The organism is Bradyrhizobium sp. AUGA SZCCT0169 (assembly GCF_018130085.1).
Taxonomy (GTDB): Bacteria; Pseudomonadota; Alphaproteobacteria; order Rhizobiales; family Xanthobacteraceae; genus Bradyrhizobium.
In genome coordinates this window covers 1-12,268 of the sequence record NZ_JAFCMC010000034.1, presented here as the reverse complement: position 1 = coordinate 12,268, position 12,268 = coordinate 1, and the positions used below count along the sequence as shown (strand labels likewise).

The 12,268-nt window shown below is 63.2% G+C and carries 12 protein-coding genes and 1 tRNA gene; 4 read left to right on the top strand and 9 right to left on the bottom strand.

All coding sequences use genetic code 11. The features are described from left to right. Nucleotides 1–234 precede the first annotated feature (234 nt). A complete protein-coding gene (locus tag JQ609_RS27755) occupies nucleotides 235–495 on the top strand; it encodes a DUF1488 domain-containing protein (RefSeq protein ID WP_212209877.1) in 261 nt (86 codons plus the stop codon). Between the two features lie 28 nt (nucleotides 496–523). Here the strand turns inward: JQ609_RS27755 and JQ609_RS27750 are convergent, their stop codons facing one another. Beyond that, the gene (locus tag JQ609_RS27750; RefSeq protein WP_212036264.1) at nucleotides 524–751 is read right to left on the bottom strand and encodes a hypothetical protein; all 228 of its coding nucleotides are present in this window, start codon (nucleotides 749–751) and stop codon (nucleotides 524–526) included. Between the two features lie 1,012 nt (nucleotides 752–1,763). On the opposite strand from JQ609_RS27750, the gene JQ609_RS27745 reads away from it, so the two are divergent. Then, on the top strand, nucleotides 1,764–2,135 hold the full coding sequence (locus tag JQ609_RS27745; protein WP_212276063.1) for a hypothetical protein: 372 nt from the start codon (nucleotides 1,764–1,766) through the stop codon (nucleotides 2,133–2,135). A gap of 112 nt (nucleotides 2,136–2,247) precedes the next feature. Here the strand turns inward: JQ609_RS27745 and JQ609_RS27740 are convergent, their stop codons facing one another. Further along, nucleotides 2,248–3,510: a serine hydrolase gene (locus JQ609_RS27740; protein ID WP_212276062.1), complete on the bottom strand. Its 1,263-nt coding sequence runs from the start codon at nucleotides 3,508–3,510 to the stop codon at nucleotides 2,248–2,250. Nucleotides 3,511–3,669: 159 nt separating this feature from the next. On the opposite strand from JQ609_RS27740, the gene JQ609_RS27735 reads away from it, so the two are divergent. Both JQ609_RS27735 and JQ609_RS27730 read left to right on the top strand, forming a co-directional pair. After that, complete coding sequence (locus tag JQ609_RS27735) at nucleotides 3,670–4,005, top strand: GrlR family regulatory protein (RefSeq protein WP_212276061.1); 336 nt, start codon at nucleotides 3,670–3,672, stop codon at nucleotides 4,003–4,005. 495 nt (nucleotides 4,006–4,500) lie between these two features. Beyond that, the gene (locus tag JQ609_RS27730; protein ID WP_212276060.1) at nucleotides 4,501–5,100 is read left to right on the top strand and encodes an SDR family NAD(P)-dependent oxidoreductase; all 600 of its coding nucleotides are present in this window, start codon (nucleotides 4,501–4,503) and stop codon (nucleotides 5,098–5,100) included. Nucleotides 5,101–5,157: 57 nt separating this feature from the next. On the opposite strand, the gene JQ609_RS35310 is transcribed toward JQ609_RS27730, so the two are convergent. From JQ609_RS35310 to hisD, 7 genes are all read right to left on the bottom strand, one after another. Then, nucleotides 5,158–7,809 (bottom strand): EAL domain-containing protein, encoded by a 2,652-nt coding sequence (locus tag JQ609_RS35310; protein WP_212276059.1) that lies wholly within the window; start codon nucleotides 7,807–7,809, stop codon nucleotides 5,158–5,160. 398 nt (nucleotides 7,810–8,207) lie between these two features. Then, nucleotides 8,208–8,283: transfer RNA gene (locus JQ609_RS27720), tRNA-Phe, on the bottom strand. Nucleotides 8,284–8,514: 231 nt separating this feature from the next. Then, entirely contained in the window at nucleotides 8,515–8,712 is a 198-nt protein-coding gene (yacG, locus tag JQ609_RS27715) for a DNA gyrase inhibitor YacG (protein WP_212209883.1), read from the bottom strand. Continuing rightward, nucleotides 8,702–9,325, bottom strand: a complete 624-nt coding sequence (locus JQ609_RS27710; RefSeq protein WP_212038174.1) for a Maf-like protein — start codon at nucleotides 9,323–9,325, stop codon at nucleotides 8,702–8,704. Before JQ609_RS27710 ends, yacG begins: the two co-directional genes overlap by 11 nt. Nucleotides 9,326–9,574: 249 nt before the next feature. Next, nucleotides 9,575–10,042 (bottom strand): low molecular weight phosphatase family protein, encoded by a 468-nt coding sequence (locus JQ609_RS27705; protein ID WP_212276058.1) that lies wholly within the window; start codon nucleotides 10,040–10,042, stop codon nucleotides 9,575–9,577. A 105-nt stretch (nucleotides 10,043–10,147) separates the two neighbouring features. Further along, complete coding sequence (locus tag JQ609_RS27700) at nucleotides 10,148–10,651, bottom strand: UPF0262 family protein (RefSeq protein ID WP_212276057.1); 504 nt, start codon at nucleotides 10,649–10,651, stop codon at nucleotides 10,148–10,150. Continuing rightward, complete coding sequence (hisD, locus tag JQ609_RS27695) at nucleotides 10,648–11,943, bottom strand: histidinol dehydrogenase (RefSeq protein ID WP_212276056.1); 1,296 nt, start codon at nucleotides 11,941–11,943, stop codon at nucleotides 10,648–10,650. The genes JQ609_RS27700 and hisD overlap by 4 nt, the downstream gene beginning before the upstream one ends. Nucleotides 11,944–12,268: the final 325 nt, after the last annotated feature.

Sequence of the window (12,268 nt, the reverse complement as noted above, 5' to 3'; positions counted from 1 at the left end):
GCGAAGTCCCTTCGCCGCTGCTACTCGACCTGATTTCATCGCGGTTCCAGTGGGAACAACGGCCTGAATGGGCCGTTGTCCCAGCCGACTTGCGGTGAACGCAGCCGCAATCCAGTGGAGGATTCCGATGGAACCGATCCTGGGTTTTGAACCTGTCCTGTTTGTTGTTGTCGTGGTGGCGTTGTTTAGCGGCGGCCACTATTGGGGCCGGCGTCACGGTCACTGGTGACCATCATGATCGATTTTCCGAACCATAGCCGAGCCTATGACCACACCCGGCGCGCGGTGCGATTCTGGGGCTACGACAGCGCGATCGAGGCCTCGTTCTATGTCCACGAGACGGCGCTGGCGCGCATCCAGCCGGGTACTCCGCTCGATGAATCGGGCTGCCTGAACGCCTTCGACGCCAACCGCGACAGGATCTGCGCCGCCGCCGCCCGGGTTTACGTGCGCGGCAGCCGCGGCTCCTACGATCTCGGCGCGGCGAACTTCTAAACGCAAGCTTCTAAAAGGAAGGCGCGCCTCAGTCCGCCGGGCACAGCCCCTCTTCGATCGCGGCCGATTGCAACTGGCCGGCGTCGGTGACGCCTGCGGCGGCGGTTGCGAGGATGCGCGACGCCATCTTGACCTTGATCGCCGGCGTGGCGGGCTTGCCCGACGCGCTGTCGACATGGGCCGAGGCCAATTCCAGCACCGATCTCATCATTGAAACCAGTTCCGGATTGAAGTTGTTCGGCGAAATCTTGGTCATGCGCACTCCCGTTGGCGCTCATGTAGCGCGGCAACGTGACTCCAATACGACCCTGGTGTGAAGGATCGCCATAGAGGTTAAGGACCCGGCTTCGCCCAAAAGGGCTACGCCGGGCGCGGCCCGGCTTGCTCTGATTCAATTTTCAAATAGCCCATCTATTGGTCGTCCCGGCCTTGCGCCGGGACCCATACGCCGCGGCGGTCGTTGTTGGCAGAAGGTCTCTGACGCCGGCGCTTTAACCGATGGGCCGCGGCGTATGGGTCCCGGCTCAAAAGGCCGGGACGACGGCGGTGTTTGCCGCGCGCGCCTTGCACCATTATGTAAACGCAGCTTCGCATTCTCGCGACGCATCGCGCCCGAGCTTTGCCAGAAATTTCCGTGCCCTCAAATGAGAGGGCGCAGGGAAGACCGGGTGCGCGCTGCACCCGCGGTCCCGTGTGCAATTGTGCAACAAGAACACGCACACGAGCATACAGGTCCAGCGGAGAGCATCCGGCCTTCCCTGCGCAATGGCTTTACGGCTTACTTCGTGCTCTCCCCGGTGAGACGGCCTCTATTGCCACCGTCGCCCCTCGGAAGCGTTAGCTCCCACGGGACTTGACGCCGTTACGGGCGTCAGGACCACACGACTTCACCGTACGCTTCAGCCGCGACCGTCAATCGCGACCTCAGCGTCCACCGCGACCCGCCCCTCGTTGTGACGATGGCCAACGCCCCTCTTGATAGGACGGGATGCGCAAATTCGTAGAGATGATTTGCCCGACGAGGAAAGCGGAATTTTGCCCGTCGGGTTAATTTGTCGCACTACTGTCTTCATGTCGTCATTGCGGGCCACCGGGTCGCGCGAATGCGCGCCCGATGACAGGCTCCGCGAAGCAATCCACGCCTCGGCCAGGCGCAATATGGATTGCTTCGCTTCGCTCGCAATGACGGGAAGGGAACAGCGCCGAAATTAAGCAGCCATTCCACGGCCCATCTTTCGAAACATTAATTTCACCGCCAGCGTCCCGTAATGGCGGGGCTGGTAATCGTGCGGCCGACCAACAAAGCGCGAGGTTTCGCTGTGGGACGTGCGTTGGAATACAATTTTACAACGCTGCGAATTTCCCGAGCCTATGTCAGCTTGGTGTCCCGCCCCGAGGGTGAGGCGATTTCCCTGGCGTGGATCGGCGACTATGAAATTCGCATGCACGCTGCCTCAGTGGCTTGCGCCGCAAGGCAGCCCCTTTTTATCGTCGAGATCTTCGACCATGACGCGCAAATCTTTATCGACAGTCGCGCGTGCCACAGCGTTGCGGAAGGCGCCGTCGCGTTCGACGAATTCCTGCATCTGGCGGAGCCGGTAGCAGGCGGACCGCACGACAGTAGATCGTCGGATGGGTAGAGCCAACGGGTCCGGCCTTTGGCCGGCCCGATGATAAACTCGGCGAAACCCATCGATGCTTGCACGGGGGAGAGATGATGGGTTTCGCTGCGCTCTACCCATCCTACAAGATTCACTTCACCATGGCGCCGTAGACGATGTCCTGGACTTGCTCGCGATAATATTTGCGCAATTCGCCTGGCGCCGCGGTTCCGACCACCACGACGAGACGCTCCTTCGGGTCGGCGAAAAACTGCGTGCCGTAGGCGCCGTTCCAGCTGAACTCGCCGGGATTGCCGGGGACCGCCGACAGGCCTTCATGGGTGCGCACCGCCACCGACAGGCCGAAGCTGAAACCGCCGCGATGCGGCTCGACGTTTGCCACGTTGTTCTTGATCCCGGGCCCGAGGTGATTGCTGGTCATGTGATGCACCGTCTTCGGGCCGAGCACGCGCTGGCCGTCGAGCTCGCCGCCATTGAGCAGCATCTGCCCGAAGCGGATGTAGTCGCCGACGGTCGCAAACGCGCAGGCGCCGCCGCAATCGGACTTGGTCGGCGTGTCCAGCAGTTTGATGGCCTGCGGCTTGCCGGTGAGCGGGTCGTTGGGGAACGGACGGGCGAGACGCTCGCGCTGCGCCTCCGCGGGGCGGAAGGTGGCGTCCTTCATGCCGAGCGGCTTCCAGACATTCGCCCCGAGATATTCGCCGAGCCGCTGCTCGCTGACTTTCTCGACCACCGCGCCCAGCACGTCGATCGAGAAGCCATATTCGAATGCCGTCGCCGGCTGATGCGCCAGCGGCAGCTTCGTGATGCGGTCGATGAAGGCCGGGGTATCGCCTTCGATGGCCGGCGCGGTGCCGTCGGGATAGAGGCGCGCGACCAGGCTCGAACTGTCCGGCCGGCCGCCATACATCAGGCCGGAGGTGTGGCGATAGAGGTCGTGAATGGTGATCGGCCGCGCCTGCGGCTCCATCTTGATCGTGCCATCGGCCTGCGGCACGCCCACCTTCATCTCGGCAAACGCCGGATAATATTGCGAGAGACTGGCCTGCAGCGGCAGACGGCCCTGCTCCATCAGCGTCAACCCTGCAACCGCCGCCATCGGCTTGGTCATGGACGCCAACGCGAAGATGGCATCGAGTGGCATCGGCGTGCCTTTTGTGGGATCGAGCTGGCCATAGGCCTTGTAGTGGACGAGCTTGCCGTCCCGCGCGATGGCGACCACGGCGCCGGGCACGCGTTTCGCCGACATCTCGCGCGCGAAGAAATCATCCAGCCGGGCGAGCCCGGCTTGCGAGAATCCCGCCTCGTCGGGCTTTGCTTCCGGCAATGGCGCGGCACTGGCCGCGTTAAGGGCGATCCCGGCAACCACGGCCGCGGCGATGAGCGTTTTCATGAAATCCTCCCGACGACGGATCCATCCGGGCGATTGCGTCGCCATTTCGGTGTCCGCCGGTTATAAGTTTAAGTCGCGCCTCCCGGAGCGGCAAGGTGCACGGGTGAGCAGCGGGTATGCGCCGGCAATGTTGGCTGGCGATCGGGCGTGGAAACATTCATGATCAGGAACGGGCTCTATTCGCTATCCGCCAAATCCCGCGACGGCGTGGCCGATGACGTCGGCGGCGTCCTGATCCTGCGCGACGGCGAGATCCACGGCGGCGACGCCTACGTCTACTACACCGGCAACTACGAATGCTCTGGCGGAAGCTGGAAAGGCAAGATGACCAGTAACGAACATACCCCGACAGACCGACCGATGGTGGCCCGCGTCCAATACATCGGATTTTTCGGCACGTATAACGACGCCGGCGCCAAGGTCGATGCGATGGCCCTCGTTGGCGAGCAGGGCATTCGGTATGATGCGGTGTTAAGGTTGCTGGTGGCGGGGTGAGTTTGAAATTCAGGAACAGCGTAACCGTAGAGCTTGTAGGGCGGATTGGAGCCGAAGGCGTAATCCGCCGTTCTTTGCCAACGACGAGCAAGCATAGCCGCTCGCCGATATCTCGGCGCTTCTCCATCCGATCACCGGCCCCTGCCACTCCCATGATGAGGTAATCATAAGGCGCTGCCGTATTCGGCGGAGCGCAGGCTGAATTGGCATTAAATCGAAGGCGGCGGATTACGCCTTCGGCTTAAATCCGCCTACGCGCTGCACGTGCCACGCACTCGAGAATGTTTAGCTCACTGTCACGTAACTAGCTCACAACGGCGGATTACGGCTTCGCCTCCAATCCGCCCTACGCGCTGCGAACGTGAGGCACATCCCTGACCGATCCAATTTCGCTATAGCTGTTCGCACCATATACTAGACGCCTGCCGGCAACGGACATGGCAGTGTCGGCTCAGCTCTGCATTGGCAAGAGCGGAGCAACAGGCGCGTGGCATCATGACCTCAGGAAACAGCGACAGCTCCGGCGTCTTCCCGACGCAGCATTCAAAAGTCGTCATCGTCACGGGTGGCGCGCGTGGATTGGGCCGGGCCTGCGTCGAACGGTTCCTGAATGACGGCGCGAGCGTCGTCGCGATCGACCTCGATGAGGCCGGCCTTGCCGACCTTGCGAGCATGTCAGACGGTTCGGCAAACCGCCTGCGCACGGTCATCGCCGACGTCAGCAGGCGCGCGGATGTCGAGCGTGCGGTCGACATCGCTGTACGAGAGTTCGGCCAACTCGACGTGATGATCAACAACGCAGGGATTGTTCGCAGCCAGGACTTCCTCACGATCTCCGACGACGATTTCGACAAGGTCCTGGGCGTGAACCTGAAGGGGCCTTTTCTCGGTGTTCAGGCTGCCGCGTGGGCGATGATTGCCGGGGGCAACGGCGGCGTCTTCATCAACATGTCGTCGATCAACGCAATCCTCGCAAATCCCTCGATTGCGACCTACGCAATCTCGAAGGGCGGACTGAACCAGAGCTCGAGTAGGGCGGATTGGAGCCGAAGGCGTAATCCGCCGTCCCTGGCCAAACGAAGCACGTTCGATTAGCGTTGAACCGAAGGCGGCGGATTACGCCTGCGGCTTAAATCCGCCCTACACGATCTATCACGCCACGGCCTGCCGCTCGCTCTCGGGGAGAACCTGCAGCAACAGTTCGCCGAACGGCACGGGCTTGCTGAAGAGGTATCCCTGGCCCAGGGCAATGCCGAGCGCGCGGATCTTTTCGACCTGTTCGGATGTCTCGACGCCTTCGGCGACGATCGAAAGGTTCAACGTCTTCGCAAGCTGAACGATCGATCCGAGGACGGCAACGGTCTCGGCGCGACCGATCCTGTCGATGAAGGACTTGTCGATCTTGACCTTGTTGAACGGAAAGGCGGTCAGATAGGACAGTGACGAATAGCCGACGCCGAAATCGTCGAGCGCGATGGAAACGCCGAGTCGCTTCAGGCGTTCGAGCGTCTTGAGATTTTCCTGGCTGTCGGCCAGAAAGACGCTCTCGGTGATCTCGAGCTCCAGCCGCGTCTCGGCAAGTCCGCTGTCGACCAGCGCGACCATGACGGAATCGACGAGACTGCCGCCGGCAAATTGCAGAGCAGACAGGTTGACCGCAACCTTGATGTCGTCCGGCAGCATCACGGCATGGCGACACGCCTTGGCGAGCACCAGATTGCCGAGCTCGCCGATCAGCCCTCCCCGTTCCGCCACCGGAATGAATTCGGCGGGAGGGATCAGGCCCCTGGTCTTGTGGCGCCAGCGCGCCAGCGCCTCGACCGATTTCGCGCGGCCGGTCGAGAGCTCGAATATGGGTTGATAGAACACCTCGATCTCTTCGCGCCAGATCGCCTCGCGAAGCTCGATTTCAAGGATGTCGCGCTGGTCGGCTTCGGCCTTGAGTTCCGGCGAGTAGAGATGGAAGCAATTTCGACCGGCGTTCTTCGACTTGTAGAGCGCAAGATCGGCATTGCGAAGAATTTCATCGATGCGCGTGCCATGCCCGGGCACCACGGCGACACCGATGCTGCATCCGATCACGACCGGGTGGCCGTCTATTTCATAGGGCTCGGCAATGGCCTGGACCAGGCGCGCGGCGAGCGTTGCGGCGGCGTCCTGCAGCGCGGACGGCCCCGGCGCCACGATCAGCGCAAACTCGTCGCCGCCGATCCGGGCCGCCGTATCGACGGTTCGGGCCTGCGCCTTGATCCGGCCGGCGACCTGCTTGAGCAGCGCATCGCCGCAGTGGTGGCCGAGCGCGTCGTTGACGGACTTGAACTTGTCGAGATCCAGCAACAGCACGGCGAACGGCGTCTGGTGCAGAAAATACTTGTCCAGCGCTTCGTCAAGCGACCCCTTGAACAGGTTGCGATTGGCAAGGCCGGTCAGGCTGTCATAGTGCGCCAGCTTCTCGATCCGGTCCTCGGAAGCCTTGCGTTCGGTGATGTCTTCATGCGTCGCAACCCAGCCGCCGCTCTCGCGCCGTCCATAGGATATGTAGATGACGCGCCCGTCCGGAAACTGCACCGTGTTGGAGGTGTGTTCCGATTTGGCGAGCCGGTCCTTGAGGTCGACCAGATAGGCGTCGAGATCGCGCACGGCCTCCTGGTGCGCAAACACCTCGCGGAAATCCATGCCGACGCTGATGTTCTCAGGCGAAAGCCCATAGGCATCGAGCCATTGTCGATTGAACGCAATCAGGCGATCGTCGCCGTCGAACATGCTGAGCCCTTGCGGAAGGTTTCGCAGCGCGTCCTCGAATTTGCTCACGGAGTCGCGCAGTTCGCGCTGCGCCGCATCGAGCGCCTTCTGTCTTCGCCAGTGCAGCGCGGTCGCCGTCAGGATGATGAACGTGAGCAGAAGTGCTCCACCGAGATAGATTTTCTTCCTGGCTTCAGAGCGCGAATAGATCTCCTGCTCCGAAATGCCGGCGGTAAAGATCAGCGGAAAAACCCGCGATCTGCGCGCGGTGATCAACCTGTTGGTCCGGTTCGGGCGACCTTCGCTCCCGCTCCAGTTCCAGTACTGGCTATAGGAGCGGTCCCGTAACTCGCCTTCAGCGTGGCCGGGATTGCGCTGTCCCAACACCGCGCCCTGGTCTATTCCCCGCGCGGCGAGCACGATGTAGTCGCTATTTCTGAGAACGAGGGTTCCGCCGACACCGAGCTTTGCGGTTTCGTAGAACCTGCCGACCACGTCCACACTGATCGAGCCGACGACGACGCCCGCCGGACCGTTCCCGTGGTCGAACAGCTTTCTTGCGATCTGGATGGTCCATTTGTTCGACGCCCGCCCGAACACCGGCTTTGCGACATAGATCCGATCTTCGGTCAGCTCCATCACCTTGATGAAGTGCTCCCGGTCCCCGAGATAGAGCGGCGGGCCGGAATAGCCGGTCGTCGTATCGAACAAATAGCCGTTCGGTCCGATCAGCGAGAACTGAACCACGTCGCCGCTCGCCATCTGCGCCTTGCCGGCCCAGAATTTCAGGCTGAAGGTGGCCGGATCCTGTGCGTAAAGCGCACGCACGACCCGCAATGACTGATCCACCCGTTCGAATATCCGCTCGGAATTTTCCTCAAACAGTTCAGCGACACTGTCTCCGTGCGCCCGCGCCTGTTGCAGCGCTTCCGCCCGTTCCGAAGACGTGATCGCGAAGTAGCCGATCCACACCAGCGGCAAGAAGAACAGCGCGATCTGCAGCGGGGCATTTCGCAGGATTGCCTTGGCAGCTTTGCGGACCAATCTGCGGGCGTGAATCACAGCACGCAATCCCGTGCGAGCCGGAAACCCACGGTTGCGCTCTCAGAGCATAGCAACGCCTTGAAATATGACATCGACTATCTTCGCCTGAACCGCCCGCGTTCCGCATGGCCGCGGGCCGGGCACCGCCGGGATCTTGCAATCCTCGAGCGTAGCGTCAGCAGCCTTAAGTTTTGGTGTTCGGGCAGGCTTAATGTTTTGTCAAAACTCCCGTAACATCACGGAGATAGCTGCGATCCGGCGCCCCGGCCTTGCCTGCGGGTGGAAGCCGGGGCCGCTGCGTCAGGTTCTCGGGTCATCAAACGGTGCCAGGGGCGGGATCGAACCATCCGGCTTCGCCCAAGCGGGACAAGCCCCTGCTCGGCAACTCTTTCGGGATGCGGCGTTACTGAGGTTAATGGTGCCCAGGGGCGGGATCGAACCACCGACACTGCGATTTTCAGTCGCATGCTCTACCAACTGAGCTACCTGGGCACTGCGGGGCGAAAACGGCCCGGAGCGGGCGGTTTATAGTGGGGCGAGAGGGCCGTGTCCACCCGCCTTCGCCTTCGGCTACGGCGCGGCAGGCCCGCTTGGGAGTTATCCGCCAAATTGTTGGGGAATAAGCGGTATTTGGTGTCGGGGCATATGGTTCCTGGGCCAGTCGGCGGCGACGAACTCTGGGTGGGGGCTCTCTCCGCGATGCGACTCGTTGAGAGAGCCGCCCTACTCCTCGTCTTCTCCCTCATTCTCTTTGCCGGGGATGACGTAGCGCCCGGACAGCCAGCGGTTCAGGTCGACGTCGCGGCAGCGGGAGGAGCAGAAGGGTAAGGTTTTGGGGTTCTCGGCCGGCTTGCCGCATTCCGGGCACGGCTTGGATGAAGGCTTCGACGGCGCTTCATCTTTGGGCGGGTCAGCTGGCATTCAACCAGCCGAAGCGGATCGGAAAACCTTCGCCGCCGAGCAGCGTGACCGTTTCATAGAGCGGCAGGCCGACGATGTTGGTGTAGGAGCCGACCATCTTGACCACGAACGATCCGGCGATGCCCTGCACCGCATAGCCGCCGGCTTTGCCACGCCATTCGCCGGAGCCGATATAGGCCTGGATGTCGTCCTCGTTGAGCCGCTTGAAGCGCACGCGGGTCTCGATCAGGCGTTGGCGAAAGGCTTCCTTCGGCGTCACCACGCAGATCGCCGTGTAGACACGATGGTTGCGGCCGGACAGCAGCCGCAGGCACTGCGAGGCTTCGTCGACTAGGTTCGCCTTCGGCAGGATGCGGCGGCCGACCGCGACCACGGTGTCGGCGGCGAGGATGAAGGAACCGCGCAGCTCATCATCGAGCTGCACGGATTTCAGCGCGGCATCCGCTTTGGCGCGCGCCAGCCGGTTGGCGCAGGCGCGCGGCAGCTCGCCCCGCTTCGGGGTCTCGTCGACGTCAGCGGGGCGCAACGCGTCGGGCTCGATGCCGGCCTGGTTGAGCAGGCTGAGCCGTCGCGGCGAACCGGAGGCAAGAACGAATTTGGGACGGCCAAGCATGCTGATTTTTGGGAGGCAGAGGAATCGAGGGGACGAATGCGCGCGGAACCTATCGGAAGGGCGTGGTTTTCACAACCGGGTGGCAAGTGGTTGTGGTGGCTTCACTATCTCCGTCGCCCCTGCGAACGCAGGGGCCCATAACCACCGGCCCTCGTGGCTGAAAAGAAAGATGCCACAGCTACCGCCCTAAATCACACCCGCTGCGGCGTATGGGTCCCGGCTCAAGGCCGGGACGACACCGAGGGTGGTTCATCCGCTCGCCGCGCCCACCTTCGAAAACCGCCGGCGGATGCGCAGCGAGAGGCCGTCGCAGACGTCGCGATAGGCTTGCAGCTTCTGCTCGCGGCTGCCTTCGGTGTCGGTCGGGTCCGGCGTCGGCCAGTATTCGACGTCGGCGGCCAGCGTGTGCGTCAGCGCCAGCGCCTTGTGATGCGCCTCGGGCGACAGCGTGATGATGAGGTCGAAATTGAGCCCTTCCCAATCCTCGAGCTCCTCGAACGTCTGCGGCTTGTGGCCGGAAATATCCTGGCCGAGTTCGGCCATCACGGCGACCGCGAACGGATCGAGCTCGCCCTTCTTGACGCCGGCGGATTTCACATAGAGTGCCTGCGGGAACATCTGCTGCAGCAGGCTTTCGGCCATCGGCGAACGCACGCTGTTCAGGCCGCATGCGAACAAGACGGCCTGCGGATTGCGCGCGCGGGGCGGCGCGTCCATGCGCTCAGTCTTCTCTGGTTCGGGGCGCGAGCCTCTCCGAAAGTCGGATCCCGCGCTTTATTTGACGCATGACCTGATCCGAAAACCGCTTCGCACTTTTCGGGGTCATGCGTCCTGCCCCTTCCAGTGCAGTACACAGATCAGCGTGAACAGCCGCCGCGCGGTTTCGAAATCGACGCGCACCTTGCCCTTCAGCCGCTCCTGCAGCGTGCGCGATCCCTCGTCATGGATGCCGCGGCGGCCCATGTCGATGGCCTCGATCTTGTCGGTGGTCGCGGTGCGGATCGCCTGGTAATAGCTGTCGCAGATCATGAAATAATCCTTCACGATCCGCCGGAACGGCGTCAGCGACAGCAGATGCGCCACCACAGGCGTGCCGTCCTCGCGGCGGATGTCAAACATCAGCCGGTTGCCGGTGATGGCAAGGTGCAGGGTGAACGGGCCGCCCTCCGCCCCGTCGGGCGCGAACAGGTTCTGTTCGATCAGGTCGTAGATCGCGATCGCGCGCTCGTGTTCGATGTCAGGCCCGGAACGCCCGATCGACTCCTCGTCCAGCGTCACCGCGACAATGCGATTCTGCGGATCCTCGTCTGCGGGCGGCTTGGTCATGACAGGTTGAGACGCAATCCGATCGAGCGTGAATGGGCATCGAGACCTTCGGCCTTGCCCAGGGTCATCGCGGCGGGTCCCAGCGCGCGCAACTGGTCCGGCCCGCATTTGAGAATCGAGGTGCGCTTCATGAAGTCTAGCACGCCGAGGCCCGACGAGAACCGCGCCGAGCGCGCGGTCGGCAGCACGTGGTTGGAGCCGCCGACATAGTCGCCGATCGCCTCGGGCGTATGCGAGCCCAAAAAGATCGCGCCGGCGTTGCGGACTTTTGCCGACAGCGCTTCGGAATCCGCGGTCATGATCTCGAGATGCTCGGCGGCGATGGCGTTCGCCAGCTCCACGGCTTCGTCGAGCTTTTTCACCATGATGATGGCGCCGAAATCCTGCCACGAGGCACGGGCGATTTCCGCGCGCGGCAGGGTGACGAGCTGTGCTTCCACCGCCTGCTCGACTTCGGCGGCGAGACGTTCGCTGTCGGTGATCAGGATCGACTGCGCGCTGGCATCGTGTTCGGCCTGCGCCAAAAGATCAGCCGCGATCCAGCCGGCATTGCCGGTGTCGTCGGCGATGACGAGCACTTCGGAGGGGCCGGCGATCATGTCGATGCCGACCTTGCCGAACACCTGCCGCTTGGCGGCGGCGACATAGGCGTTGCCGGGGCCGACGATCTTTGCCACCGGCGCGATCGTGGCGGTGCCGTAGGCGAGCGCGGCCACCGCCTGCGCGCCGCCGACGCGGTAGATTTCCGAGACGCCGCCGAGCTCGGCTGCCGCCAGCACCAGCGGGTTGAGCTTGCCGTCCGGCGACGGCACCACCATCACCACGCGCGGCACCCCGGCCACCGCGGCCGGCACCGCATTCATCAGCACCGAGGACGGATACGCCGCCGTGCCGCCGGGCACATAGAGGCCGACCGCGTCGATCGCGCTCCAGCGCCAGCCGAGCTCGACGCCGAGCGCATCGGTGAAGCGCTCGTCCCTGGGGAGTTGGCGGCGATGGAACATCTCGATCCGGTCGCGCGCGAATTTCAGCGCATCCAGCGTGGCGCTGTCGCAGGCTTTGGTCGCGGCCGCGATCTCATCAGCGGTAACGCGCAGGCCGGAGGCTGCGATATCCAGCCGGTCGAATTTGCGGGTCGCCTCGAGCAGGGCGACGTCGCCGCGCGCGGCCACGTCATCGACGATGGCGCGGGTCGCCCGCTCGACATCGGCGGATGCTTCGCGCTTGGCGCCGAGAAAGGCGCCAAAGCGCTGGTCGAAATCGGCGCTGCTTCTGTCCAGGCGAATGGGCATGGTGGCTTTCTGTGGAGGCTTGCGGGCCTATGCTCAATGGCGCGGCGGCCCCATGGTCGTCAACCCTTTGAGTCCGCCATGGCCGGATGGTTCAAAGGGGGCAAGCCCAAAACCCCGTCGTCCCGGCGAAGGCTCAGATGCGCAATTGCGCATCGGGGGACCCATAGCCACCATCGCTTGTTATTGAAAAGGCTGGAGCCACAGCCCGGTGCAGCAGCAACCAGCTGTGGTTATGGGTCCCGGCCTTCGCCCTAGGGCATGCACACATGTCTGAGGCTCCATCCTGCGGCGGCGGCGTGGAAGTATTCGAGGCCGTGCTTCATGG

What these genes read in the sequence shown, in the direction of transcription:
- yacG (WP_212209883.1), bottom strand. Translation starts at nt 8,712, where the DNA reads ATGCCAGCTGACCCGCCCAAAGATGAAGCGCCGTCGAAGCCTTCATCC.
- JQ609_RS27740 (WP_212276062.1), bottom strand. Translation starts at nt 3,510, where the DNA reads ATGAAAACGCTCATCGCCGCGGCCGTGGTTGCCGGGATCGCCCTTAAC.
- JQ609_RS27710 (WP_212038174.1), bottom strand. Translation starts at nt 9,325, where the DNA reads ATGCTTGGCCGTCCCAAATTCGTTCTTGCCTCCGGTTCGCCGCGACGG.
- JQ609_RS27730 (WP_212276060.1), top strand. Translation starts at nt 4,501, where the DNA reads ATGACCTCAGGAAACAGCGACAGCTCCGGCGTCTTCCCGACGCAGCAT.
- JQ609_RS27755 (WP_212209877.1), top strand. Translation starts at nt 235, where the DNA reads ATGATCGATTTTCCGAACCATAGCCGAGCCTATGACCACACCCGGCGC.
- JQ609_RS27750 (WP_212036264.1), bottom strand. Translation starts at nt 751, where the DNA reads ATGACCAAGATTTCGCCGAACAACTTCAATCCGGAACTGGTTTCAATG.
- JQ609_RS27745 (WP_212276063.1), top strand. Translation starts at nt 1,764, where the DNA reads ATGGCGGGGCTGGTAATCGTGCGGCCGACCAACAAAGCGCGAGGTTTC.
- JQ609_RS27705 (WP_212276058.1), bottom strand. Translation starts at nt 10,042, where the DNA reads ATGGACGCGCCGCCCCGCGCGCGCAATCCGCAGGCCGTCTTGTTCGCA.
- hisD (WP_212276056.1), bottom strand. Translation starts at nt 11,943, where the DNA reads ATGCCCATTCGCCTGGACAGAAGCAGCGCCGATTTCGACCAGCGCTTT.
- JQ609_RS27735 (WP_212276061.1), top strand. Translation starts at nt 3,670, where the DNA reads ATGATCAGGAACGGGCTCTATTCGCTATCCGCCAAATCCCGCGACGGC.
- JQ609_RS27700 (WP_212276057.1), bottom strand. Translation starts at nt 10,651, where the DNA reads ATGACCAAGCCGCCCGCAGACGAGGATCCGCAGAATCGCATTGTCGCG.